A 21590-nucleotide genomic window follows, 5' to 3' on the forward strand; every position below is an offset into this window, starting at 1 on the left:
TTAGCTTAACCTGGTCGCTTAAAACGAGCTGATTATACTTTACCTTAACCTGAACTGTAAACCGATTGGGCTTATTTTTTTCCCAGTGTACTTATAGCACAACTGAAGGGTTAAACGGACTCATTTTTATTCAACGTTGAACAGAAATTTACCGATCGCCCCCCGCTTTTAAGCTGGAGTTAGGGTAACCAAGCCCTGATCCACCATCTTTTCAATCAATTCAAGCAAATCCTGGTGCAGTTTTTCCGGTTCCACTTCATACTCCTCTAAAAGACGATCGCTCGCCTCTTGAATCGAAGCAGAACCCGTCAACACGGATAACATCCGCGAACCCACCTCATCCAAACCGAAGTATTCCTCACTGTCTAAGTTGAGCAATACCGACTCTCCAGAGAGTTCCTGAACCAGGACATCTGGAGCTAATGTGATGTTTTGTTGATTAGAAATAGGGACTTTCACCTGAGTTATGGGGTTAAGTGATTGGCGATGGCTTTATTGAACCGATCCCGGCCATAGGATTCAGCTCATAGTATAGCCATTCCGTAAAACTTAGCAAGGCCGGTTTTTGAGTCCCTTTGGGGAAGGGGCAGGAGGATGAGGGCAGCGTTACATAGAATTGCCCTCTCCCTATATCTCTCTCCCATGGGAAAGGGACTCCTGCGCCCCTTCTCCTGCCGGGTAAGTCCTGCCGCCTAATAATGGTTGCCCACCTTACGATGGTGAACAGCCGTCAGAGCATCCGGGTTGCTGACTCGTCCGCTATCAATGGTGGAATAAACCAACCAATGATCGGACAGTTCCATCCGACTGGCGACTTGACATTCCAGATAGGCTAGAGCATCGGTCAAAATGGGACTACCATTAGTCGCGGTTTGGGTTTTCACCCCTTCAAAGCGGTCTGCACCAGGGCCAAAGCGCTTCAAGAAATGACGCATCAAACTTTGATAGTTATCTTCGCTGAGGATATTGAGGACGAACGTATCGCCCACATGCATCAAAGATTCGATCGCCCGATCCTTAGCTACAGCAATGGTAATTCCCAGGGGCTTAAAGCTGGCTTGAGTCACCCAAGAAGCGAGCATGGCGCTTTTCACTTCGCCTTTTTGGGCGGTAATAATATAGAGTCCGCCACTTAAGCGACCCAAGGCTCGGTCTAGGTCATTATCCAGGGACTTCATATGCTTAATGGTATCCTTGAGTCCCAAGAGTTGCCCCATATCGGTTCCTGCTTCTTCACAGGCTTGATAGATGGCTTCGGTGGGTGCTTCTTTGATCAAGATAGCGGGGAAGGCTTCTTTGAGTCCCAGTTCTTGGAACTGGTTCCGCAGGGGATAGATGGAGTGGTCATCTCCTCCACCGGACTCGAACAGACCGATCGCCTGTTTGTTGTTGGCAGCTACTAAAATCGTACTCAGGGCGGCTTCTGCTTCTTTGCCCACTTCTCCCGACTGGGGAGGAGCGCCAATGATGAGAGCTGAGGCCATTTCCACCAGTTCCCGGACTTCCTGGGGATCGGTCGATCGCAAGTCCATCATTTCTACGGCGATCCCGGTTTTGGTGATCCCATGGGCGATCGCTTGGGAGAGGCGATCGCTATAGCCATAATCAGAAGTGTAGAATAGGGCGACGGTTTTTTCCGCTTTAGTTTTTTCCTGACTCCAGCGATCGTATCGGCCGGTGAGTTCCTCTAGGTTATGGCGTAAGAGGGGGCCATGACCGGTGGCGATCGTGGTAATTTCTGGGAGTTTGGCCATCCGTTTCATGGCGTTAACCACGGAGCGGGCATTGGGAGCCATTAAACATTCATAATAAAAGCGAAAGTCGGCTTCAATGTCGCTCAAGTTCTCATCATAGGTATGCTCGGAGCAATAGTGCATTCCAAAGGCATCGCAGGTATAGAGAACAGAGGTTTTATGGTCGTAGGTAAAGATGGTATCGGGCCAATGGAGATTAGGAGCGCTAATGAATTCTAGAACATGGCCCTGACCCAAATCTAGGGTATCGCCATTTTTGACGAATTGGCTTTCAAAGGGTTTATGGATCAGGTTTTCTAAGAATTGAACCGCAATTTTTGCCCCAACTACTACCGCATGAGGCGCGAGTTCCAGGACATCTTTGACTAAGGCACTATGATCGGGTTCAGTATGACTAATCACAATGTAGTCAATGGTGGCGGGATCGATTTGTCCTTTGAGGGTATCGAGATAGAGTTGCTCAAATTTGCGATGGGAGGTATCCACCAGGGCCGTTTTGTCTCCTTGAATGATGAAGGAGTTGTAGGTGGTTCCATTTTGCAGGCCAAACTCGATGTCGAAGCGATCGCGATCCCAGTCTAGGGAGCGGATCGTTGTCGTATTTGCGGCGATCGGAGCCGTTTCTATTGTTAGGCGTTTTTGAGGGTGATCGGTCAGTGCTACCATAATTTTCTGTCTTCAGTATGGGCGGTGAGGGACGACGGCGATCGTCGTTATCTCTGGTTCTATTGTCTCTTCATTGTTACAAAATCCTGGGATTTCGGGAAGGTAAATCCAGTAAAAAGAATTAATCACACCGGTTAATTGAAGATATATAGCAAACCTAAATGAGTTATGTAGGACTTCCTCCCATCCCCCCATCCTCACTAATCCATTCAGCAAAATGACCATGGTATAACCGATAACTCGGCTCCCCCGCTCCTTCCTCCAGGATTAAAAAGGGTCTCCATTCCTCTAGGATAGTTTCGATGTCGTACTCATCTGCATCGAGAGCCATCCCTAGAGCTTCCGCAGAACAGCTATCAACAGCACTAGCCAAGTGCTGGAGGAGCGCCGGTTTCAGACTTGATGAAGTCAGGTTCATCTGGGTCAGGTGCTGTTCATAGTACCTGGCTAAACCTGGTGGAGGGGGTTGGAAGGGGTAGGATATTTGCGAAATATTGGGTAAAATTTGACTCAAAAACATAAAATTATGTTCGCTCAACCTTACCAGGTCGTCGTAGAGTTGGGGGTTATTGGGGAGAAAGAGCGTATCAAAATAAGCATCAATATAGGCGCAAATCGCCTGACGGGTGCTGTCGGCATGGTGAACCAGATGCAGGTGCTGGTGGGGACTTTCCGTTAACAGACCCGATTGACCGGGGGGGAAGGGACGACGGGCCAAGAGAAAATAGACGCGATTGGGCACATAGCGGGGCAGATAGAAGAGATTGGAGCCGGGGGGTTGGGAGCGCAGGTCAATTTGGTCACAGCCGTCTAGGGCAATGATGAGCTTGTCCTGGGGGGGGAGATGGTCGCTGAGGGTTTGCAGCAGGTGGGAAAACTGGCTACTGTCGGCTCTGGGGGAAGGCACGGGGATGCCGTGGGTGCGGGCAATTTGGGCTAGTTGGGTGCAGAGGGTATGCAGAAACGTCTCGGCTTGGGCTTTCCCTGGCCGTTGGGCGCTGTAGTAGATGACCAGGGGACGGGTGGTGGCGATGCGGGCCAAGAGAGCGGTTTTACCGGTTCCGGGGGGGCCGATGAGGGTGAAATAGCCCCGTGGGTGGCGAGTACAAAACTGGTCAAAGGCAGCCGAGACCTGGGGACGGGGCTGGAACAGGGTCAGCACCTCCCGGAGATGGGTGTGAAATTCCCTAGGGGTAGCCGCAAGCAGGGAAGCGGTGTTCATGGGTTTGGCTCCAGTCCCACCAGGCGCAGGAAATGGATGCGACCGGATGATTCACCCGCGATGAGGGTTTGGCCATCTGGGGAAAGGGCGCAGCAAAGAATAGGACTATCTCCAGGAAAGCTGGCGATGATTTCCCCCCTGTGCAAATTCCACACTTTCAGGGTGTTGTCGTCTGAACCCGAAATCACCCGCTCCCCATCGGGGGTCACTGCTAGGGCATTAACCGAGTCGCTATGACCGGAGAGGGTCTGTTCTAATTCCCCCCTGTGCAAATTCCACACTTTCAGGGTGTTGTCCCCTGAACCGGAAATCACCCGCTCCCCATCGGGGGTCACGGCTAGGGCACTAACATAGGAGCTATGACCGGAGAGGGTCTGTTCTAATTCCCCCCTGTGCAAATGCCACACTTTCAGGGTGTTGTCGTCTCCGAATAAATTCCCTGAACCGGAAATCACCCGCTCCCCATCGGGGGTCACTGCTAGGGCACTAACATAGGAGCTATGACCGGAGAGGGTCTGTTCTAATTCCCCCCTGTGCAAATTCCACACTTTCAGGGTGTTGTCGTCTCCGGATAAATTCCCTGAACCGGAAATCACCCGCTCCCCATCGGGGGTCACTGCTAGGGCACGAACATAGGAGCTATGACCGGAGAGGGTTTGTTCTAATTCTCCCCTGTGCAAATTCCACACTTTCAGGGTCTTGTCGTCTGAACCCGAAATCACCCGCTCCCCATCGGGGGTCACTGCTAGGGCATTAACCGAGTCGCTATGACCGGAGAAGGTCTGTTCTAATTCCCCCCTGTGCAAATTCCACACTTTCAGGGTGTTGTCCCCTGAACCCGAAATCACCCGCTCCCCATCGGGGGTCACTGCTAGGGCACTAACCCAGTAGCTATGACCGGAGAAGGTCTGTTCTAATTCCCCCCTGTGCAAATTCCACACTTTCAGGGTGTTGTCCCCTGAACCCGAAATCACCCGCTCCCCATCGGGGGTCACTGCTAGGGCACTAACCCAGTAGCTATAACCGGAGAAGGTCTGTTCTAATTCCCCCCTGTGCAAATTCCACACTTTCAGGGTGTTGTCCCCTGAACCCGAAATCACCCGCTCCCCATCGGGGGTCACTGCTACGGCACTAACCCAGAGGCTATGACCGGAGAAGGTCTGTTCTAATTCCCCCCTGTGCAAATTCCACACTTTCAGGGTGTTGTCCTCTGAACCGGAAATCACCCGCTCCCCATCGGGGGTCACTGCTAGGGCAGTAACCGAGGAGCTATGACCGGAGAGGGTCTGTTCTAATTCTCCCCTGTGCAAATTCCACACTTTCAGGGTCTTGTCCCCTGAACCGGAAATCACCCGCTCCCCATCGGGGGTCACTGCTAGGGCAGTAACCGAGTGGCTATGACCGGAGAGGGTCTGTTCTAATTCTCCCCTGTGCAAATTCCACACTTTCAGGGTCTTGTCCCCTGAACCGGAAATCACCCGCTCCCCATCGGGGGTCACTGCTACGGCACTAACCGAGTAGCTATGACCGGAGAAGGTCTGTTCTAATTCCCCCCTGTGCAAATTCCACACTTTCAGGGTCTTGTCCGATGAACCCGAAATCACCCGCTCCCCATCGGGGGTCACTGCTACGGCACTAACCGAGTAGCTATGACCGGAGAAGGTCTGTTCTAATTCCCCCCTGTGCAAATTCCACACTTTCAGGGTCTTGTCCAATGAACCCGAAATCACCCGCTCCCCATCGGGGGTCACTGCTAGGGCAAGAACCGAGTCGCTATGACCGGAGAAGGTCTGTTCTAATTCTCCCCTGTGCAAATTCCACACTTTCAGGGTGTTGTCCCATGAACCGGAAATCACCCGCTCCCCATCGGGGGTCACTGCTAGGGCATTAACCCAGTGGCTATGACCTTCCAGAGTACGGAGGAGCGCACCGCCTGGAGGGGTTAAACTGGGGGTCAAGGGGCGCAGACCGGGGGTTTGGCTCTGGTTGGCCCGGGTGAGCAACTGTTGAATCTCTGGATGCTTAAACCCCAACATCCGTCCCAGGAGTTGCCCCACCAGTTGGCTACTATCGTGCCGCAACACATGGGCCGACAGCCGCAGCGCCCCTTGCACCAGTGGCAGCGCTTTGGCGTTGTCTGTCTCTGCATCGATTAAGTCATAATCCTCAATCAGGGCCTGCACGCCGAATTCTGGATGGTTAATCTTGGCTTCGATGAATTCAAAGTTGGTCAACAGTTGTCGATACTTTTGCCACTGCTCAGTCTGGGCATATTGATAAGGGAGTGTCCCCAGGTACACCCGTCGAAAGGAAGGCGGTTTGGTGGCCAGTTTCCCGGCGATGGTCTTTTGCTGCACGATGTTCATGGGGTTGTTGGGTGGGTTGTGTAGTGGGTGTGCCCTCATCCCCCAGCCCCTTCTCCCACGGGAGAAGGGGAGCAAGAAGTCCCTCTCCCGTGGGAGAGGGATTTAGGGAGAGGGCAAGCGCTTGATAACTCATAGACAATTTCGGTTTACTCCATTTCTCCTTCCAGGTAATCAGCAATGCGTTGATTCACTTCCCGAAATAACTGACGATTTTTTTTCAACGCTGTCTGCTTCTCCAGAAAATTCAAGAAACTGGCATGATAGATGCTATAGCAACACTCTCCCTCCTGATGCTGCATCCTTAAATATTCAAACCAACGGTCTAAAACTTGCTCCACTTGTGCCTCGTCTTGCTCGGCAATTTGGGCAATCATTTCACTGGGAATGGGTGTCCCCACTTCCTTCAAGATAAACAAAATAATCACCATAAATTCTTGCGGTGCATCTTCCATGCCCATCCGCACCCAATGGGTTTGATAATATTCCTCCAAGCCCTTGGGTAACTCAGCTAACTGCAAATCATTATATTGACCCTTGGCAATCACCGGTAACAGATAGCGCAGATACATAAAGTTATTCTCACTTTTGTCTGCTACCTGCTCCACAAACTCTTCTGTTGTGGTACGCTCGGCTATCCAATGCTGCAAATTATCCCGATGCTCTGGGTCTTGTAAAAATAACTGAATATAGGCTTTAATGTCAATTTCACTTAACTTCATATACTTCTCTTCCCTCAAGTCCAACTCAGAATAAGGAATCCCAGGGGACAGATTTAACCGCTTATTCCTCAAGGTATAGGGTCGCCGGGTCAAGAAAATATAAACCCGCTCCGGCAGCGTCATGGGCAAATATAAGAGGTTGCTTCCTAGCTCTTGATTGACTTCATCTAAGGCATCAATGACTAAAATCAGTCGCTCTCCTGCGGGTAGCTTCTGACTGACTTTTTCCAGCAATTCCGGTAGATTGTCCGCTTCTGCATTCTCCAACCCATATCGCCCAATTAACTGCCCGCGAATGCTCCTGAGAAAGGACTCTGGGGTGTTGATGCTCTGGGCTAAAATATTAAAATAATGGGGATAGTGTTGCTCCGATACCAATTTTGCGGCTAGGGCAGTTTTCCCCATCCCCGCATCGCCAATGACGGTAAAATAGCCTTTGGAATGGTCTTGAATAAACTGGTCAAATGCGTTAAAGACAAATTCGCGCCCACAAAAGCGCTCAATTTTCTCTTGAATCAGGGCCTTAAATTCATCGGAGTACAATCCTTTGGGTTGGGGCGGAACGATAGAACCGCAACTATTGCGATATTGTTGTCTGAGAAAATCCTGTAAGCACTTAACTTTTCCTCCCTTCTTAGTTCGTAATTCTTCGCATAGGGGTTCAAATTTCTTATAAATTTCTGTCATTCTTGCCCCAACGCCTTGTTCTCCAAGATGAAGTTGCCCACCTAATTCATTTTCTGATAATTTACTATTTTCTTTAGGAAATCTGGTTAAGACTGTCTCAATCTGTTCTTGAGTGAGCAACTGCTGATTACAGATATCAGTTAGAAAGTCTTCCCAAGTGATGGTCATACGGCTTGCCCCCGCGATGTTCTAAGAAGCCCGGTTTCTTGGAGAAACCCGGCTTCTATCTCCACATCTATGTTACTATAAAGACAGCGCCACCACTCTAATATTAGATTTTGTTTAGACTCTTTAGACTTGAGTTAGACTTCAAATAGACTTTAGACTTTGCTGCTCCTTTACCTCAAAAAGTTAGACTCTTTTATAGATGTTGATTAGACCTATTCTCAAGAATTTTGTTGGAAACTTGAAGAGTAGATGAATTGAGGATAAAGCGATGAGCGTTTCTAATGCCAAGCCAGAACGACAACCGGAAAACCAGGGTGAAAATTGTCAGCACAATAAGCATAAATGGTGCATTACTTTGGGGGTTATTTTGCTGATTGAATTGCCCCAAGTCGCTGCGGCTTGGGTGACGCTGGCTGACCGGATGGCTTGGCCGCTGCCCAACCCGGAACACCCTCAAGTGGTCGAGGTGAAAAAGTCTAGGGATATTAGTGACTAAGTTCCTGCATTTTCGCTTCGGCAAATTGCCGGAGCGATCGCGCTTCCTCCGTAGCCGTTGTACCTGATTTTACTCGATCTAAGTCATAAATAATTCTTTGCAGTCCACTAACCAATACCCCTTTATTGGTCGTAGAAGTAGCTAACTGTTGCCAGGTAGTAATTTGACTCTTAGCCTGATTCAGAGCTTGCATAGAATTTTGTTCATTTTCTAGACGAATCCGCGCCATAGCCGCATTTTTACGGTACTCAGCTAGTTTTTTCTGGGCTTCCACATAGGCTGGGTTATCATCCGTGACTCGTTCCAACTGCTGGCTTCCCTGATCCCATAAACGGATAATTTCTTGCCATTGAGCTTCAGAATGGGGCGGATTTTGGGACATTTCGGCCGCTGCCATGCCATACTGAGCAGCAGCTTGGATCAGAGTATCGGTTTTCTGGGTTCCCACTGCCCGGCCAGAGGCCTGTTCAAAATCGCGCTGATAGGCTCTTTTTTGAGGCTCTGACATGCGTCCGGCGACGGTTTGGGGAGGGATCTGATCGAGTTTATCCAGTCCCGCTTGCCAAAGGGAGATGGCCTCCTGTTTGCTCGTCTCAGCATTAGCCTGTTGATATTGGCTTTTCCCTGCTTCGATTTGGCTTTGTCCTTCTTGCAAAAGGGTTAATGCATTGCTTTCTTGGAAAGCTTTAGCTTCTATACGGGCAATGTGTTTGCGAGCAACCTGATATTCATCTAGGGTAAACTGCCAACTACAACTAAACAGGGTACAGTAGCGCTGGGGATAATAGCCTAGGAACCACACGGGTAAACCATCCAGGTGTTTTTGCGCTAGGGCAGCTTTTTCGGCTCCTAACTCAATATCGGCAGCGCTGGTGGCTTGGTTAATGAGCTGATCTGATTTTTCCACATTGGCGATCGCTCCCCGATAATCATAATCCATTTTCATATAGCTGGGCAGTAGCACCAAGGGTATGGTTTTCGCTACGGGCCAGCGAATCATCGGGTAAGGGAGATTAAGAATATACACCAAACCCACGCATCCCGCTAAACCGACAACCCCCCAAGACAAATATCCCAGGATTCCCGAAGAGGGTTGATTGGCTTTTACTGCTTGCTGAATCACTTTGTTGGAGAAATCTGGTATCAGATCCTGAATCGTTTCCTGTAGATGTTGTACCGAAACTGGATCGCCTGTTTGTTGCCGTAATCGCTCCAATCGTTTGAGGACTAACATTTTTTGAGGAGCATTTAGGGGATCGTTGCCTAAGCAGCGCTCTAGTTCCCGCACAAGAATAGCATATGCCTTATGATTGAGACGGGCCATAAAATGATTTGTGAATGTCTTATCACCATTATGCCTGATTTGTTATCCAGAAATCTTGCGTTATTTTACGCAAATATCTGGAAATAGGACTCCTCGTGATTGCGTACAATTAACCAAGGAGTCCCCTCGAACATCCTTTTTAATCCATTGTGTCCCTCCCTAGGAGTTATTCTAGTGATACTCCTGCTGTGCAATCCTTGGCCATCATTAGGGTATGTTGAAGCTCTTCCGTTTACTCCAATCCAGTGAGACCTCTTTTCGCCGTATTTTAATGTGGCGGATTTTGCTGATGACTATTCCGGTTCTCTGTTTACTCCAATATGCCACTTACCGTAAGGCTCGTTCGAGTTTATTAGAAACAGCTCGGTATAATATCGTTGAAAGTGCCATTGAAAAAGGCGATCGCCTTGATCTCAGTATTAATGCTCTGACCCAGCAAGTCAAAACGGCTAGTGAAAGCGGAGTTTTACAATCGGGGAAATCAACGCAACTCGATTCTTACCTCAAGGATCTCAGCCAGCGTTTTTGGGGTTCTGTAAGATGCGTACAATTGCAAAATTCAACGGATAATAAAGTAATTTCCAGTACCTGTGAAGAAGCGGCGATCGGTAACTTCAAGGCTGAAAAAATCACCCAAAAACCTTATCCACAATTTGCCCATCAGGTGGAAGTAAAATTACTTTTAGATGATTCCTTATCTCTTCTCTATAACTATGGTAAGGATCAACTCCATTTTTTAATTCGTTCGCCAGTCTATAATTTATCTGGAGAATCCCAATTCAATCTCGTGGTTGAAGCAACTATTCCCCTTCAACAAACACAAGAACTCAAATCCTTATCTGGGTATACAGTAATTATTAATCAGGAAGGAACAATTATTGCCCATATCGATAGCACAAGAATTGGGACTAATATTCGTGATGAGAAAGATAAAAATCTGCAATCTCGATTAGAAGCTATCATCCGAGCTGCTACCTCTGGTCAAAGTAATTTTCTGCATTTGTCGGCCTTCGATCAAAGTGGTAAAGAAGCGATCGCGGGATATACAGCTATTCCCAATCCCACCACAACGGGATTAAGCAATGAAAAATGGATTGTTTTAGCTGTAACTCCTCTGAATAATGCCCTCTATGGTCTTCAAGAAATTCGGCAAACGTTAATTAATTTAGTTTTGGGATTAATTGCGGCTAATTTAATTGCTACTTTGATTTTAGCCCGCTCTTTAGTGACCCCCGTTGAACAATTAGGAAAGTATGCTCAAAGTGTAGAATGCAGTGTTTCTCCAGAACCTATTCCTCAGAAGTTCAAAATTCATGAATTTAATCAACTGGCTAAAGCGCTCAATAGTATGGTAGAGCGTTTAATTAGTTGGGCTGAAGAGCTGGAAGTGGCTTGGCAAGAAGCAAAAAGTTCTAATCAGCTTAAAAGTGAGTTTTTAACCAGCATTTCCCATGAATTAAGAACTCCTCTAAATGCCATTATTGGTTCGGTTCGATTGGTTAAAGATGGATTTTGTGACGATCGGGAGGAAGAGTTAGAGTTTTTGCAGCAAGTCGATAATGCTGCCCTGCATTTACTCTCAATTATTAATGATATTTTGGATTTATCGAAGATTGAAGCTGGTAAACTCTCTCTGGAGTTAGCACCGGTGGATTTAAATCATATTCTGAGAGAAGTAATTGATATTGAAGTGGCTCCTATTCAGGCGAAAGGGTTATCTTTAAGTCATGAAAGTCTAGCTGAACCGATTCCAGTTTATGCGGATACAGATAAACTCAAGCAAGTTTTACTGAATGTTATTGGCAATGCAATTAAGTTTACGGAAAAGGGGGGAATTACTATTATGGTAGAGAAAATTAAGGCAGATTTAGAGTCTAACTCTCAGGGTGATTCTTCTGTGGTATCTCAAGTTAGAATCTCTGTAAAAGATACGGGAATTGGAGTCGATCCTGCTTCACAATCAAAGCTGTTTCAACCGTTTGTTATGGCTGATGGCACTCGGACTCGGAAGTTTGAGGGGACGGGTTTGGGATTGGCAATTTCTCGAAATTTAATAGAGATGATGGAAGGTCAGATTACTCTGTATAGTGAGGGTGAAGGAAAGGGGACAATGGTGGAAATTGTGTTGCCTTTGATTGAGGTGAAACAGTTGGAGCGATCGCAAGCTTTGCATAGTGAAGTGTAAGGATAACGGAAGATTAGGATTTGACGACGATTAAAACGGCGATCGCCAGCAGAAAATAGCCAAAGCCTTTCTCTAGTTGCTTTCCAGGGACAAACTGAGTTAAATATGACCCTAAGATAATCCCCATACTTGCAGCGACGATAAAGGAGAATACCAAGGGGAGATTAATCGGGATCTGACTGCTGAGATACCCCCAAAACCCAGTCACGGATTGAAAGGAAATTACCAATAGGGATGTACCGATCGCCTCCTTCATAGGAATCTTTACCAGTAATACCAAGGCTGGAATCACCAGAAAACCGCCACCAATACCCACAAATCCGGTCACTAATCCTACACTTAAACCCGCTAAGGGAATCAGTAAAAACCTCTGCCAAATACTGGAAACTGGGGGAGCTTTCAGGGTGTCTTCGCTCTTTTTTTTCCCACTTCTCTGAATCATTAAAATACTGGCTGTTACCATCATCACCACAAAACCCATCAGTTGTACCGTAGCACTAACGATGGGTAAGGTGGCAATTTTAGCCCCTACATAGGAACCTACCATGGCTGGGGGGGCAAACATGACGGCTGCTTTTAGGTTCACATTACCCGATCGCCAATGGGAAATCACCCCAATTAAGCTGACACTGCCGACAATAGCTAACGTCATGGCGATCGCCGATTTCGTTTCTACCCCCATCACATACATTAACACCGGCAGGGCCAACACCGAACCCCCACCACCAATTAAACCCAAACTCAAGCCAATACAAACGGCCAAAGCATGTCCCACCAGATTAATTAACATCTGATTTTCCTCATATTTTCGTTTGCCCTCTCCCTATATCCCTCTCCCAGGGGAGAGGAATTTTTACTCCCCTTCTCCCACGGGAGAAGGGGCTGGGGGATGAGGGAAAAACCCACTCTAAACGCGCTGATTGTAAGGCAATTTACCCAATAACTCTGCCATCATACAGGTATTACTAATTCCCGCAAACATCAATCCTGCACCGACAAAACCACTCAAAAATAGGAACCCAGGAGCCACAAAAACTCCCAATAAAGTCCCCGTCAAAACCAAAGAACCGGCCACAATTTGCACCTGACGCATAATGCTAATAGGAGCCTTGGGATTGACATAGGTAGGATATGCCTGCCGTTTCCATTCCTCTAATCCTCCTTGCAAGTGAGCCACGTCTTCAAATCCGGCTAAAAAGAGCTTTTGGGCAGCAGTCGCTGAACGATTTCCGGTTTGGCAATAGAGAATAAAGGGTTTAGTCGGATCGAGGAGAACATCATCCGGACTAAATCGAGATAAGGGTCGAGAAATCGCCCCTGGAATCCGTTCTCCAGCATATTCACTCGGTTCGCGAACATCGATGAACTGAATCTCATTTTTTTCCCACAATTCTTGCACTGAAGAACTGTCGATCGCTTGGAGTTTGTCTTGCAGATTTTGATGGCTCGCCATAGTTGATAAAAATTAACTCAGGAAATAAGAAGATACAGCATTAATTAAACTAAGACGGGCACTTTGCCACATCTTTGATTAGCAGGAACCGCTTCGGCAATTTTTTTCGGGTTCGGTAAATTTAAGCCTTCCATGAGGGTGATGAAACTCTCACGGGTTTGACCGGCTAAACGAGGATTAAATTGTTTTTCTTCGCCAATGGTGGAAACCATACATCCCTTATAGTCATGACCAGGATAAACTTCGGTCTGATTAGGAAGCATAAATAGTCGTTGAGTAATGGCATCATAGAGCAGACCTGGATCGCCGCTTTGGAAATCAGTACGACCGCAACCTCGAATGAGCAAAGAATCACCCGTGAGCAGTTTTTGTCCATTCACCAGATAGGCCATGTGGCTATCGGTATGACCAGGAGTGGCGATCGCCTCAATCTGAACGGCTCCCACTTGCAATAATTCTCCATCAGCTATAAAGCGATCGGCACATTTTGCTCCCGCGTGTTGGGGCACAATGGAGGTACAACCGGTTACTTCCCGGAGCTGGCCGCTACCGGTAATGTGGTCAGCATGAATATGGGTTTCTAGGCAATAGCGAAGACTTAACCCTAATTCCTGCAATAGCTTCAATTCACGACCGACTTGCTCTAGCACCGGATCGACTAAGACTGCTTCTTGAGTCTTCAGGTCAGCTAACAGATAAGTATACGTGCTGGTTTCTGGATCGAACAATTGACGAAATAACATCCGACGCTCCTTCATTCACGCTCAACTAAAAATTATATCACTATTTAGGGATTTAGCAACTTAAAAAAGACTAGGAAAGGATGCTTATTTTCATCCCAGGGAAGTATCATAAACTCAGCCCTGTCTAGGCTTTGTAATCCCTGCATCAATTCATGCTAAAATCAGCCAAAATTGTCCATCACAGGTATAAACTATCCGAATTTAAACCTTGACCCATTTCTCTAATGAATCTCACTCTGCTGTAGATTCCATTTACATTCACCGGTGCATCCAATTAGCCCAGCAAGCCCTTGGGCGGACGGCTCCTAACCCCTTGGTGGGGGCAGTTGTGGTGGCAGAAAATGAAATCCTGGGGGAGGGCTTTCATCCCCGTGCTGGAGAGCCTCACGCTGAAGTTTTTGCCCTACAGGAAGCGGGCGATCGCGCCCAAGGTGCGACAGTTTATGTGAATTTAGAGCCTTGTAATCATTATGGCCGCACTCCCCCTTGTACGGAAGCCCTGATCGCTGCCGGAGTCAGGCGGGTGGTGGTGGGCATGGTAGACCCCGATCCTAGGGTTTCTGGGAGTGGTATTCAACGACTCCAAGAAGCAGGAATCGAGGTACAGGTAGGAGTAGAAGAGCAAGCCTGTCAGCGCCTCAATGAAGCCTTTATTCATCGCATCCGCCATCAACGACCTTGGGGAATTTTTAAGTATGCCATGACCTTAGATGGCAAAATCGCTACAACTACCGGTCATAGTGCTTGGGTGACTGGGGAAGACTCTAGACGGTGGGTACATCAGTTGCGAGGAGCTTGTGATGCGGTGATCGTGGGCGGGAATACCCTGCGTAAAGATAATCCCCAATTAACCACCCATGGAGTCGTGGATCGTAATCCGGTGCGGATGGTGATGAGTCGTTCTTTGAATTTACCCCCATCTGCCCAATTGTGGGAGCCGGTTGCGCCAACGGTGGTGTTAACGGAGTCGGGGGCTAATCCTGAATTTCAGAAACAGCTCCGAAACTGGGGGGTTGAGGTGGTGGAATTTCCCCAACTGACTCCGAGAGCAGCCATGGAGTATGGATATCAACGGGGTTTTTTATCCGTTTTGTGGGAATGTGGAGGACGACTCGGAGCAGAGGCGATCGCCTCTGGAATGGTACAGAAAGTTTATGCCTTTATTGCCCCTAAGATTATCGGGGGCGATCTAGCTCCCTCTCCTGTGGGAGACTTAGGATTAACCCAAATGACCCAAGCCTTGAACCTGACCGAGGTTCACTATCAATCTTTAGGCAACGATATATTAATTGAGGGTTATTTAGTCAACCGCGATCCCTATTGATGATTTCAGTATGCTCGAATTAGTGATTGGTAGCTTATTTTTCAGTAGCTTGGGGTGTCAATTGTTGATGATGGGCGATAGTATTCATCGCAGTCAACAAGAAACCCAAAAACGCCATGAGGAGGAGGAAGAAGTTTTGACCCATTACGAACCCAAAGAACACTTTGGTACAGAAGGAGAACCCCATCAGAATGGTTCAGCCAAAGCACGGGGATGGGAATTTAAGATTGTGCGAGCCAGTAGTGATTTATTTGGCAATCCTACGGTATTTCATCACCTCTGTCGTGAAGAAGCCCAAGCGGGTTGGATTTTTTTGGAAAAACTCGACGATCGCCGGATCAGATTTCGGCGATCGATCGCCACTCGACAAAAAATTCGCCCCGAAACCCTCCCCTTTGACCCCTATCGATCTCACTATGGATCGTCGGGTAACTCTAAAATTTGGTGGGCTACCCTTGTCTTTCTGATTGCCCTGATTATTCCCGCTTATGCTGGCTACCGGGTGATGTCTCAATATTTGGGTGAACCTCCCCCAGCAGAGAGCGACTCCCTACCCCAATTTCTGCCTAAATGAAAATCTCTGTTTCTCTTAGCTCTGCTATAGTAGAATCGTTATTCATCCAGGGTCTAAGTCTGTATAGACTGACGTAAAAATTTTTGCCCTTGATGCCCTCATGTCCAACAGACTCTCTTAAAAGTGGAAATCATGAAGAAGGTTCTCAAAACACTCACGGCTTCAATCTTGGCTACTGTTGCTGTTGCTGCTTCTCCTTTAGCTCTAAAAGCTCAAGAGCGCCCTAGTATTCAAGTAGACTACTATCGGAAAAATGCGTTTCAAGAACTCTATGGTGGCAGTTATGTTGGCCCTAGAGAATATGTAACCACAGCGCCCACGGGCAAAGTGCTACCTTTGCGGTTCAGCTTACCGATTGAAACCGCTATTTTCCAAGATACCAGCATTACCTCCAATACCCCAATTACGGATGCTTTTGGTGTAACCGCAGATACCAATGAACTGATCCGCTGGGCAGAAACCATCGGTGAATGTTTGCAAGAAAAACCCAAACTTGTACGGGTGTTAACTGGAAATATCATTTACATCAATGATGTTGAAGGTTCCATCGTTGAAAATGCTAATGGTGTTTTAGTTTGTCCCCGATAAGGGAAAACTCTACCGCTTGCTTTGCTCCTCCCACCTTCAACCCCAAACCCACCTCTCACTGAAGATTGAACTCAAGATTACAAAATCTGTGATAAAAACTTCTGGGTTCGTTCCTCCTTGGGGTTGTTAAAGAATTCATCAGGGGTTGCTTCTTCAACTAAGACCCCATCAGCCATTAGCACCACCCGATCCGCTACTTCACGGGCAAATCCGACTTCATGGGTGACACAAACCATGGTCATCCCACTTTGGGCAAGCGATCGCATGGTATCGAGTACCTCCCGTACCATCTCCGGATCGAGGGCAGAAGTCGGTTCATCAAAGAGCATGATTTTGGGTTGCATCGCCAGAGCGCGGGCGATCGCCACCCGTTGCTGTTGTCCTCCCGATAATTGTCCGGGAAATTTCTTGGCTTGCTCTAAAATTCCCACCTTTTCTAACAACTGTAGGGCGATTTCTTCCGCTTTTTCCTTCTTCCAACGGCGTACCCAAATGGGCGCTAAGGTCACATTTTGCAGAACAGTTAAATGGGGAAACAAATTAAATTGTTGAAACACCATCCCCACTTCCCGCCGTACAGCATCAATATTCTTGAGATCGTGGGATAATTCAATGCCATCGATAATAATTTTGCCTTTTTGATATTCTTCTAGAGCATTAAAGGTACGAATAAAGGTGGATTTTCCGGAACCACTCGGCCCCATAACAACAACAACTTCGCCTTTGGTAACCTCTAAGCTCACTCCTCGCAAGACATGAAACTTATTACTGGCGTACCATTTATGCACCTCTTGGGCAATAATGGCGGGTTCAGAATTCATCGCTACTGGAGTTTGGTCAGATTTGAGTGCAGGATCGGAATGGGTCATGGTAATGGGTAATGGGTAATGGTTAGAAGTTGGAGTGCGAGCATCCTGCTCGCTAAATATAACCTGCGAGCAGGATGCTCGCATTCCTTCGTTGTCATCCGTAATGGGGCGGGTTTAGTCAGGTTATCGTTTAGATTTTGAAGAACCCCCCCCGACTAGCGGTGTTCTGTATTCAGTTTCGTTTCTACCCATCGACTGACAGAAGACATGGCATAACAGAACAGCCAAAAGAGAACACCAATAAAGAGATACACCTCTGAAAAGCGCCCCAAGAACTGAGGATTGGCCAAAATAGAATTACTAATACCTAATAATTCTACCAAGCCAGTAATTGCCAATAGGGTCGTATCCTGAAATAGGCTAATAAACTGACCAACGATCGCCGGAATTACGGCTTTTAGGCTCTGGGGTAAGACAATCAAAATCAAGGTTAACGGGGTGCTTAAACCTAGGGCCCGTGCTGCTTCGGCCTGTCCCTTGGGAATTGATTGTAGACCCCCTCGCACATTTTCCGCTAGGTAAGCGGAACTAAACAGGGTTAAGCCCACAATCGCCCGAATCACCCGATCCGGGCGTATTCCGTCGGGGAGAAATAGGGGAATCATCACCTGGCCCATAAATAAAATGGTAATCAGGGGAACGCCCCGAATGAGTTCAATATAAGCAATACTGAGTCCTTTAACCACGGGTAAACTGCTGCGTCTTCCCAAAGCAGCAACTAAACCGATGGGAAAGCTTAGGGTAATTCCTACTACTGCTGTCAATACAGTGAGCAGCAGCCCTTGCCATTCATTGGTTCCCACGGGGGTTAAACCGAGTCCTCCACCGATGAGCCAAAGTCCGATTAAGAATACGCCAAACCAGCCCAAGGAAACCCATTTTCCGAGACCGGGTTGGATGTTACCCACCTGTTGGCCGATCCAAGCGTTGGCGGCGATCGCCACTAAACAGCCTACCAATAGGGCACGATAGAGGATGGGGGTAGGAGTAATAAAACAGCCTAGGGCCGCCATTCCCAAACCGATGAGAACTTTGCGGCTAAAGAGGGTGAGCGATCGAGCAATTACGCCCCAAGATAAGCCTGCAAAGACACTAATCAGAGCGGCTAAAATCCACAAGCGCCAATATTGTTCACTGGGATAGCGGCCCACCATAAATAGGGGCAGGTTTCGCGGGATTACATCCCACTGAGCTAGGGTGAATGACCAGGAGATAAAAGTATAGCCTAGGGTGATTAATACCCCTAGAATGATTGCCGTGATTAAGCCGTTATACCAGGGACTGAGGAGATTATTTTTCACCCAGTTCACTGGAGTATCGCGCATCTCCGGCGGCGGGCCTATATCGGTTGTGTTACTCGGTAAAGAAGTCATTTCAGCTAACTAATTTTTAATTTTTAATTTTTAATTGAATTACCTTTCTTGCAGTTGCACCAATCGGTTGAGTTGGTTCATGCCTAGAGAAATGAGCAAATTCATGAACAAATAGGTGGCCATGATAATTAACATGACTTCTACCGGTCGCCCACTTTGGTTGTAGGTGGTATTGGCTACGTTGTAGATTTCCGCATAGGCGATCGCCGCTCCCAAACTGGAGTTTTTCGCCAAGTTCATATACTGACTACTCAAGGGGGGAATAATCACCCGTAGGGCTTGGGGAAATACGACCAAACGCATCATTAAACCGGAATGTAAACCCAGGGCGCGGGCGGCTTCCCACTGACCTTTAGGCACAGCTTGAATTCCCGCTCGGACAATTTCGGCAATGAATGCAGCCGTATAAAAGACTAATCCGGTGAGCAAGGCGGCGAATTCTCCGGTGAGGCGCAATCCTCCGGTAATCTGACCGAGTTCAATTTCTGTGGGTTTTTCCCATCCAAAGGCTACTGTAATAATCAGGAGTGCGGCGATCGCCATGATCCATAAAGCCCTCAACTGAGCTTGTCCAGAACTACCGCGCTCTACCATTTCCTTGATGCGGATTTTCCAAACTATTACCGCAGCGATCGCCAGTCCCAGCAACAGAGCGCACCAAATCGCCAGAGACCAACCCACTTTTGGCCAAGGGAGAAACACCCCTCGGTTGCTCAAGAAAGCCAATCCCATCACCTCTATGCGCTCTGTGGGTATCGGTAACTTAGAAAACACCGCCCGATACCAAAAAAACAACTGTAAGAGTAGGGGGATATTGCGGATTAATTCCACATAGATCTCGCTCCCTTTTCGCAGTAACCAATTATTAGAAAAACTAGCAATTCCCACGGTAATTCCCACCAAAGTTGTGAGAATAATTCCAGCAGCGATCACCCGTAGGGTATTGACTAAACCGGCTAATAAGACCCGGCCATAACTATCTTTTGCGGGATCGTAGGGAATGAGGCTTTCTCCAATGGCAAAAGAAGCTTGAGTATCTAAAAAACTAAACCCAAACTCTATACCCGCTCGTTTGAGGTTATTGGAAACATTATAGGTTAACAAACTAATCACAGAAATGACGATCGCGATCGCCAAAACTTGCAGTGCGACTCGCCAAAATCGCTCATCGCGCCACAAAGGAACCGTATGCTCATTGGTCATAACAAGAATAGATTCAACTGGAGAACTTAACACCCATCACCCATGATCCCATCATGGATGACGGATGACTGTTTACAGATAACTTAATTTAACGGAAAGGAGGAGAATACAACAGACCGCCACGACTCCAGAGGTCATTTTGGCCTCTGGGTAATTTAAATTTGGATTGTTCTCCTAAATTGCGATCGTAAACTTCTCCATAGTTGCCTACAGCCGAAATTGCCTTAACCATAAAATCATTATCGAGGCCTAAACCTTGACCTAAATCCCCTTCAGCACCCAAAAAGCGTTTTATAGTCGGATCTTCTTTACCCTTCATCTCTTCTACATTCGCTTGGGTAATGCCAAGTTCTTCGGCTTCAATTAAACCATAGGTGACCCACTTGACCACATCAAACCATGCGGAATCATTATTGATCGTTACGGGGCCGAGGGGTTCTTTGGACATGGTGACATCCAACAAGATATGATCTTCGGGGTTCGGTAAGGTACTGCGCCGAGCAACCAACTGGGATTTATCGGAGGTCATGCCTTCACAGCGCTCTTCTGCATAGGCTGCATAGGCTGGATCGGCTTGTTGGAAGGTGACCGTTTCAAAGGTAACTCCAGCTTTACGCATATTATCGGTTAAATTCAGCTCGGTAGTGGTTCCGGCTTCTACACAAACGGCTTTACCTTCAAAATCGGCTAGGGAGGTGATACCACTATTCTTGCGAACCATCATTCCTTGCCCGTCATAGAAGGTGGTGGGTGCAAATTCCAGACCTACAGAGGTATCTCGGCTAATCGTCCAAGTGGTATTACGTGAGAGCATATCTACTTCACCGCCAGATAGGGCAGTAAACCGTTCTGTAGAATCTAGGTTACGGTATTCTACTGCCTCTGGATCGCCTAAAACAGCAGCAGCAACGGCTTTACACACATCGACATCAATTCCTGAATATTCTCCGGTTTCATCGACAAAGCTAAATCCAGGAATGCCACCATCTACTCCACAGATTAGTTTTCCACGAGTCTTGACCACATCCAAACGGCTTTGGGGAGCGACGGTTTCTGAAGCTTCTTCACCTCCATCGGTAGTCTCAGAAGGTGCAGTGGTGCAAGCTCCCAGGGGGAGTGCCAGCAATAGAACCGACATTAATAAAGATTGCCATTTAGCCATATGCAAAAGAGTTTCTCCTCACTGATGGACAGGAATCTTGAAGCAGACCTTGAGAGTAGTGCCTTCAAGATTCTTTAACTTTTGTTTTCATGATATTAACAGTATCTGCTCGATTTGGTATCCGCAGGAGAAACTTTTTCGTGTTCCAGAACACATCATTTGGGCGATCGCCTTGATCGGCACAGCTAAAGATTCTGCCTGATGCGTGAGGCGCTGCAAAAGGGCGAGTCTTTTCACTGAAAGAGGGGCAACCATCGGTTAGGGCAGTAATTCTGGCGATAAGCGCTGTTGAGCTAAATCCCGGATCAGGGAAGATCGCGATTCAATATAGTGAGAGAGCAAATCGGCTTCTTCTCCATTGAGCGATCGCTCTTGAGCCAGATTACCTAACAGCCACTGAACCAGACTTGGATCGTCGAGTCTCAGTAACCGTTGGGGTTGAGTTGTTTCAATCAAAGACCAAAGTTGACGTAGCAGATGGGGAGTCATCACGATCCCTCCTTAAGGATTTCTTTATAATCATACCTACTTTGAATATAGAATTCACTGATTTGACACAAGATCTCATCAAAGGTAGTGAACCTTAACAAAATGATTCATAACTTGACATTCCCATGAGTCTGGAGGTCTGACTGTTAAGATTCAGTTTACAGAACATAGCTGTGCAACCCTGGCAGATAGAACCTTGTTGAGATTGTTCAGAGAGGATCGTCA

General features: G+C 47.4%; 19 protein-coding genes. 5 read left to right on the forward strand and 14 right to left on the reverse strand.

Translation table 11 applies throughout. From position 1 onward, the window contains the following. Positions 1 to 168: 168 nt before the first annotated feature. The 5 genes from AC3FZD_RS13955 to AC3FZD_RS13975 form a co-directional block, all read right to left on the reverse strand. Positions 169 to 459, reverse strand: a complete 291-nt coding sequence (locus tag AC3FZD_RS13955) for a PqqD family protein (RefSeq protein ID WP_488736620.1) — start codon at positions 457 to 459, stop codon at positions 169 to 171. A 233-nt stretch (positions 460 to 692) separates the two neighbouring features. Then, entirely contained in the window at positions 693 to 2420 is a 1728-nt protein-coding gene (locus AC3FZD_RS13960) for a diflavin flavoprotein (RefSeq protein ID WP_488736621.1), read from the reverse strand. A 166-nt stretch (positions 2421 to 2586) separates the two neighbouring features. Next, positions 2587 to 3642, reverse strand: coding sequence for an ATP-binding protein (locus AC3FZD_RS13965; protein WP_488736622.1), 1056 nt, complete (start codon positions 3640 to 3642; stop codon positions 2587 to 2589). Then, on the reverse strand, positions 3639 to 6008 hold the full coding sequence (locus tag AC3FZD_RS13970; protein ID WP_488736623.1) for a WD40 repeat domain-containing protein: 2370 nt from the start codon (positions 6006 to 6008) through the stop codon (positions 3639 to 3641). Before AC3FZD_RS13970 ends, AC3FZD_RS13965 begins: the two co-directional genes overlap by 4 nt. 146 nt (positions 6009 to 6154) lie before the next feature. Beyond that, the gene (locus tag AC3FZD_RS13975) at positions 6155 to 7582 is read right to left on the reverse strand and encodes an NACHT domain-containing protein (RefSeq protein WP_488736624.1); all 1428 of its coding nucleotides are present in this window, start codon (positions 7580 to 7582) and stop codon (positions 6155 to 6157) included. A 268-nt stretch (positions 7583 to 7850) separates the two neighbouring features. Here AC3FZD_RS13975 and AC3FZD_RS13980 point away from each other — a divergent pair, with 268 nt between their 5' ends. Further along, positions 7851 to 8078, forward strand: a complete 228-nt coding sequence (locus AC3FZD_RS13980; RefSeq protein ID WP_488736625.1) for a hypothetical protein — start codon at positions 7851 to 7853, stop codon at positions 8076 to 8078. Here AC3FZD_RS13980 and AC3FZD_RS13985 read toward each other — a convergent pair. Further along, positions 8068 to 9402 carry a hypothetical protein gene (locus tag AC3FZD_RS13985; RefSeq protein WP_488736626.1) on the reverse strand — a complete coding sequence of 445 codons (1335 nt, stop codon included), beginning with the start codon at positions 9400 to 9402 and terminating at the stop codon, positions 8068 to 8070. The two genes, AC3FZD_RS13980 and AC3FZD_RS13985, sit on opposite strands and share 11 nt — an antisense overlap. Before the next feature lie 289 nt (positions 9403 to 9691). On the opposite strand from AC3FZD_RS13985, the gene AC3FZD_RS13990 reads away from it, so the two are divergent. Then, positions 9692 to 11587 (forward strand): ATP-binding protein, encoded by a 1896-nt coding sequence (locus AC3FZD_RS13990; protein ID WP_488736627.1) that lies wholly within the window; start codon positions 9692 to 9694, stop codon positions 11585 to 11587. A 13-nt stretch (positions 11588 to 11600) separates the two neighbouring features. On the opposite strand, the gene AC3FZD_RS13995 is transcribed toward AC3FZD_RS13990, so the two are convergent. The 3 genes from AC3FZD_RS13995 to AC3FZD_RS14005 form a co-directional block, all read right to left on the reverse strand. After that, entirely contained in the window at positions 11601 to 12377 is a 777-nt protein-coding gene (locus tag AC3FZD_RS13995; protein WP_488736628.1) for a sulfite exporter TauE/SafE family protein, read from the reverse strand. Positions 12378 to 12494: 117 nt separating this feature from the next. Beyond that, positions 12495 to 13040, reverse strand: coding sequence for a rhodanese-like domain-containing protein (locus AC3FZD_RS14000; protein WP_488736629.1), 546 nt, complete (start codon positions 13038 to 13040; stop codon positions 12495 to 12497). Positions 13041 to 13084: 44 nt separating this feature from the next. Continuing rightward, positions 13085 to 13783: an MBL fold metallo-hydrolase gene (locus AC3FZD_RS14005; RefSeq protein WP_488736630.1), complete on the reverse strand. Its 699-nt coding sequence runs from the start codon at positions 13781 to 13783 to the stop codon at positions 13085 to 13087. A gap of 208 nt (positions 13784 to 13991) precedes the next feature. Here AC3FZD_RS14005 and ribD point away from each other — a divergent pair, with 208 nt between their 5' ends. The 3 genes from ribD (at position 13992) to AC3FZD_RS14020 (ending at position 16269) form a co-directional block, all read left to right on the forward strand. Beyond that, positions 13992 to 15107, forward strand: a complete 1116-nt coding sequence (ribD, locus tag AC3FZD_RS14010; protein ID WP_488736631.1) for a bifunctional diaminohydroxyphosphoribosylaminopyrimidine deaminase/5-amino-6-(5-phosphoribosylamino)uracil reductase RibD — start codon at positions 13992 to 13994, stop codon at positions 15105 to 15107. 10 nt (positions 15108 to 15117) lie between these two features. Beyond that, on the forward strand, positions 15118 to 15681 hold the full coding sequence (locus AC3FZD_RS14015; RefSeq protein ID WP_488736632.1) for a hypothetical protein: 564 nt from the start codon (positions 15118 to 15120) through the stop codon (positions 15679 to 15681). Between the two features lie 132 nt (positions 15682 to 15813). Beyond that, on the forward strand, positions 15814 to 16269 hold the full coding sequence (locus AC3FZD_RS14020) for a hypothetical protein (protein ID WP_488736633.1): 456 nt from the start codon (positions 15814 to 15816) through the stop codon (positions 16267 to 16269). 77 nt (positions 16270 to 16346) lie between these two features. Here AC3FZD_RS14020 and AC3FZD_RS14025 read toward each other — a convergent pair whose 3' ends face one another. The 5 genes from AC3FZD_RS14025 to AC3FZD_RS14045 form a co-directional block, all read right to left on the reverse strand. Next, entirely contained in the window at positions 16347 to 17138 is a 792-nt protein-coding gene (locus AC3FZD_RS14025) for an amino acid ABC transporter ATP-binding protein (RefSeq protein ID WP_488736634.1), read from the reverse strand. A gap of 155 nt (positions 17139 to 17293) precedes the next feature. Continuing rightward, positions 17294 to 18511, reverse strand: a complete 1218-nt coding sequence (locus AC3FZD_RS14030; protein WP_488736635.1) for an amino acid ABC transporter permease — start codon at positions 18509 to 18511, stop codon at positions 17294 to 17296. A gap of 39 nt (positions 18512 to 18550) precedes the next feature. Further along, a complete protein-coding gene (locus AC3FZD_RS14035) occupies positions 18551 to 19714 on the reverse strand; it encodes an amino acid ABC transporter permease (protein WP_488736636.1) in 1164 nt (387 codons plus the stop codon). A gap of 88 nt (positions 19715 to 19802) precedes the next feature. Next, on the reverse strand, positions 19803 to 20876 hold the full coding sequence (locus AC3FZD_RS14040) for an amino acid ABC transporter substrate-binding protein (RefSeq protein WP_488740346.1): 1074 nt from the start codon (positions 20874 to 20876) through the stop codon (positions 19803 to 19805). A gap of 258 nt (positions 20877 to 21134) precedes the next feature. Continuing rightward, the gene (locus AC3FZD_RS14045) at positions 21135 to 21365 is read right to left on the reverse strand and encodes a hypothetical protein (RefSeq protein ID WP_283753596.1); all 231 of its coding nucleotides are present in this window, start codon (positions 21363 to 21365) and stop codon (positions 21135 to 21137) included. Positions 21366 to 21590 lie beyond the last annotated feature (225 nt).

This window comes from Roseofilum sp. KMC-1, from assembly GCF_057802075.1.

Excerpts from the sequence above, each read along its gene's own strand:
- AC3FZD_RS13960 (WP_488736621.1), bottom strand. The coding sequence starts at position 2,420 with ATGGTAGCACTGACCGATCACCCTCAAAAACGCCTAACAATAGAAACG.
- AC3FZD_RS13995 (WP_488736628.1), bottom strand. The coding sequence starts at position 12,377 with ATGTTAATTAATCTGGTGGGACATGCTTTGGCCGTTTGTATTGGCTTG.
- AC3FZD_RS14040 (WP_488740346.1), bottom strand. The coding sequence starts at position 20,876 with ATGGCTAAATGGCAATCTTTATTAATGTCGGTTCTATTGCTGGCACTC.
- AC3FZD_RS14005 (WP_488736630.1), bottom strand. The coding sequence starts at position 13,783 with ATGTTATTTCGTCAATTGTTCGATCCAGAAACCAGCACGTATACTTAT.
- AC3FZD_RS14035 (WP_488736636.1), bottom strand. The coding sequence starts at position 19,714 with ATGACCAATGAGCATACGGTTCCTTTGTGGCGCGATGAGCGATTTTGG.
- AC3FZD_RS13985 (WP_488736626.1), bottom strand. The coding sequence starts at position 9,402 with ATGGCCCGTCTCAATCATAAGGCATATGCTATTCTTGTGCGGGAACTA.
- AC3FZD_RS13980 (WP_488736625.1), top strand. The coding sequence starts at position 7,851 with ATGAGCGTTTCTAATGCCAAGCCAGAACGACAACCGGAAAACCAGGGT.
- AC3FZD_RS13975 (WP_488736624.1), bottom strand. The coding sequence starts at position 7,582 with ATGACCATCACTTGGGAAGACTTTCTAACTGATATCTGTAATCAGCAG.
- AC3FZD_RS14020 (WP_488736633.1), top strand. The coding sequence starts at position 15,814 with ATGAAGAAGGTTCTCAAAACACTCACGGCTTCAATCTTGGCTACTGTT.
- AC3FZD_RS13990 (WP_488736627.1), top strand. The coding sequence starts at position 9,692 with ATGACTATTCCGGTTCTCTGTTTACTCCAATATGCCACTTACCGTAAG.
- AC3FZD_RS13965 (WP_488736622.1), bottom strand. The coding sequence starts at position 3,642 with ATGAACACCGCTTCCCTGCTTGCGGCTACCCCTAGGGAATTTCACACC.
- AC3FZD_RS14030 (WP_488736635.1), bottom strand. The coding sequence starts at position 18,511 with ATGACTTCTTTACCGAGTAACACAACCGATATAGGCCCGCCGCCGGAG.
- AC3FZD_RS14000 (WP_488736629.1), bottom strand. The coding sequence starts at position 13,040 with ATGGCGAGCCATCAAAATCTGCAAGACAAACTCCAAGCGATCGACAGT.
- AC3FZD_RS14025 (WP_488736634.1), bottom strand. The coding sequence starts at position 17,138 with ATGACCCATTCCGATCCTGCACTCAAATCTGACCAAACTCCAGTAGCG.
- AC3FZD_RS13970 (WP_488736623.1), bottom strand. The coding sequence starts at position 6,008 with ATGAACATCGTGCAGCAAAAGACCATCGCCGGGAAACTGGCCACCAAA.
- AC3FZD_RS14045 (WP_283753596.1), bottom strand. The coding sequence starts at position 21,365 with ATGACTCCCCATCTGCTACGTCAACTTTGGTCTTTGATTGAAACAACT.
- AC3FZD_RS14015 (WP_488736632.1), top strand. The coding sequence starts at position 15,118 with ATGCTCGAATTAGTGATTGGTAGCTTATTTTTCAGTAGCTTGGGGTGT.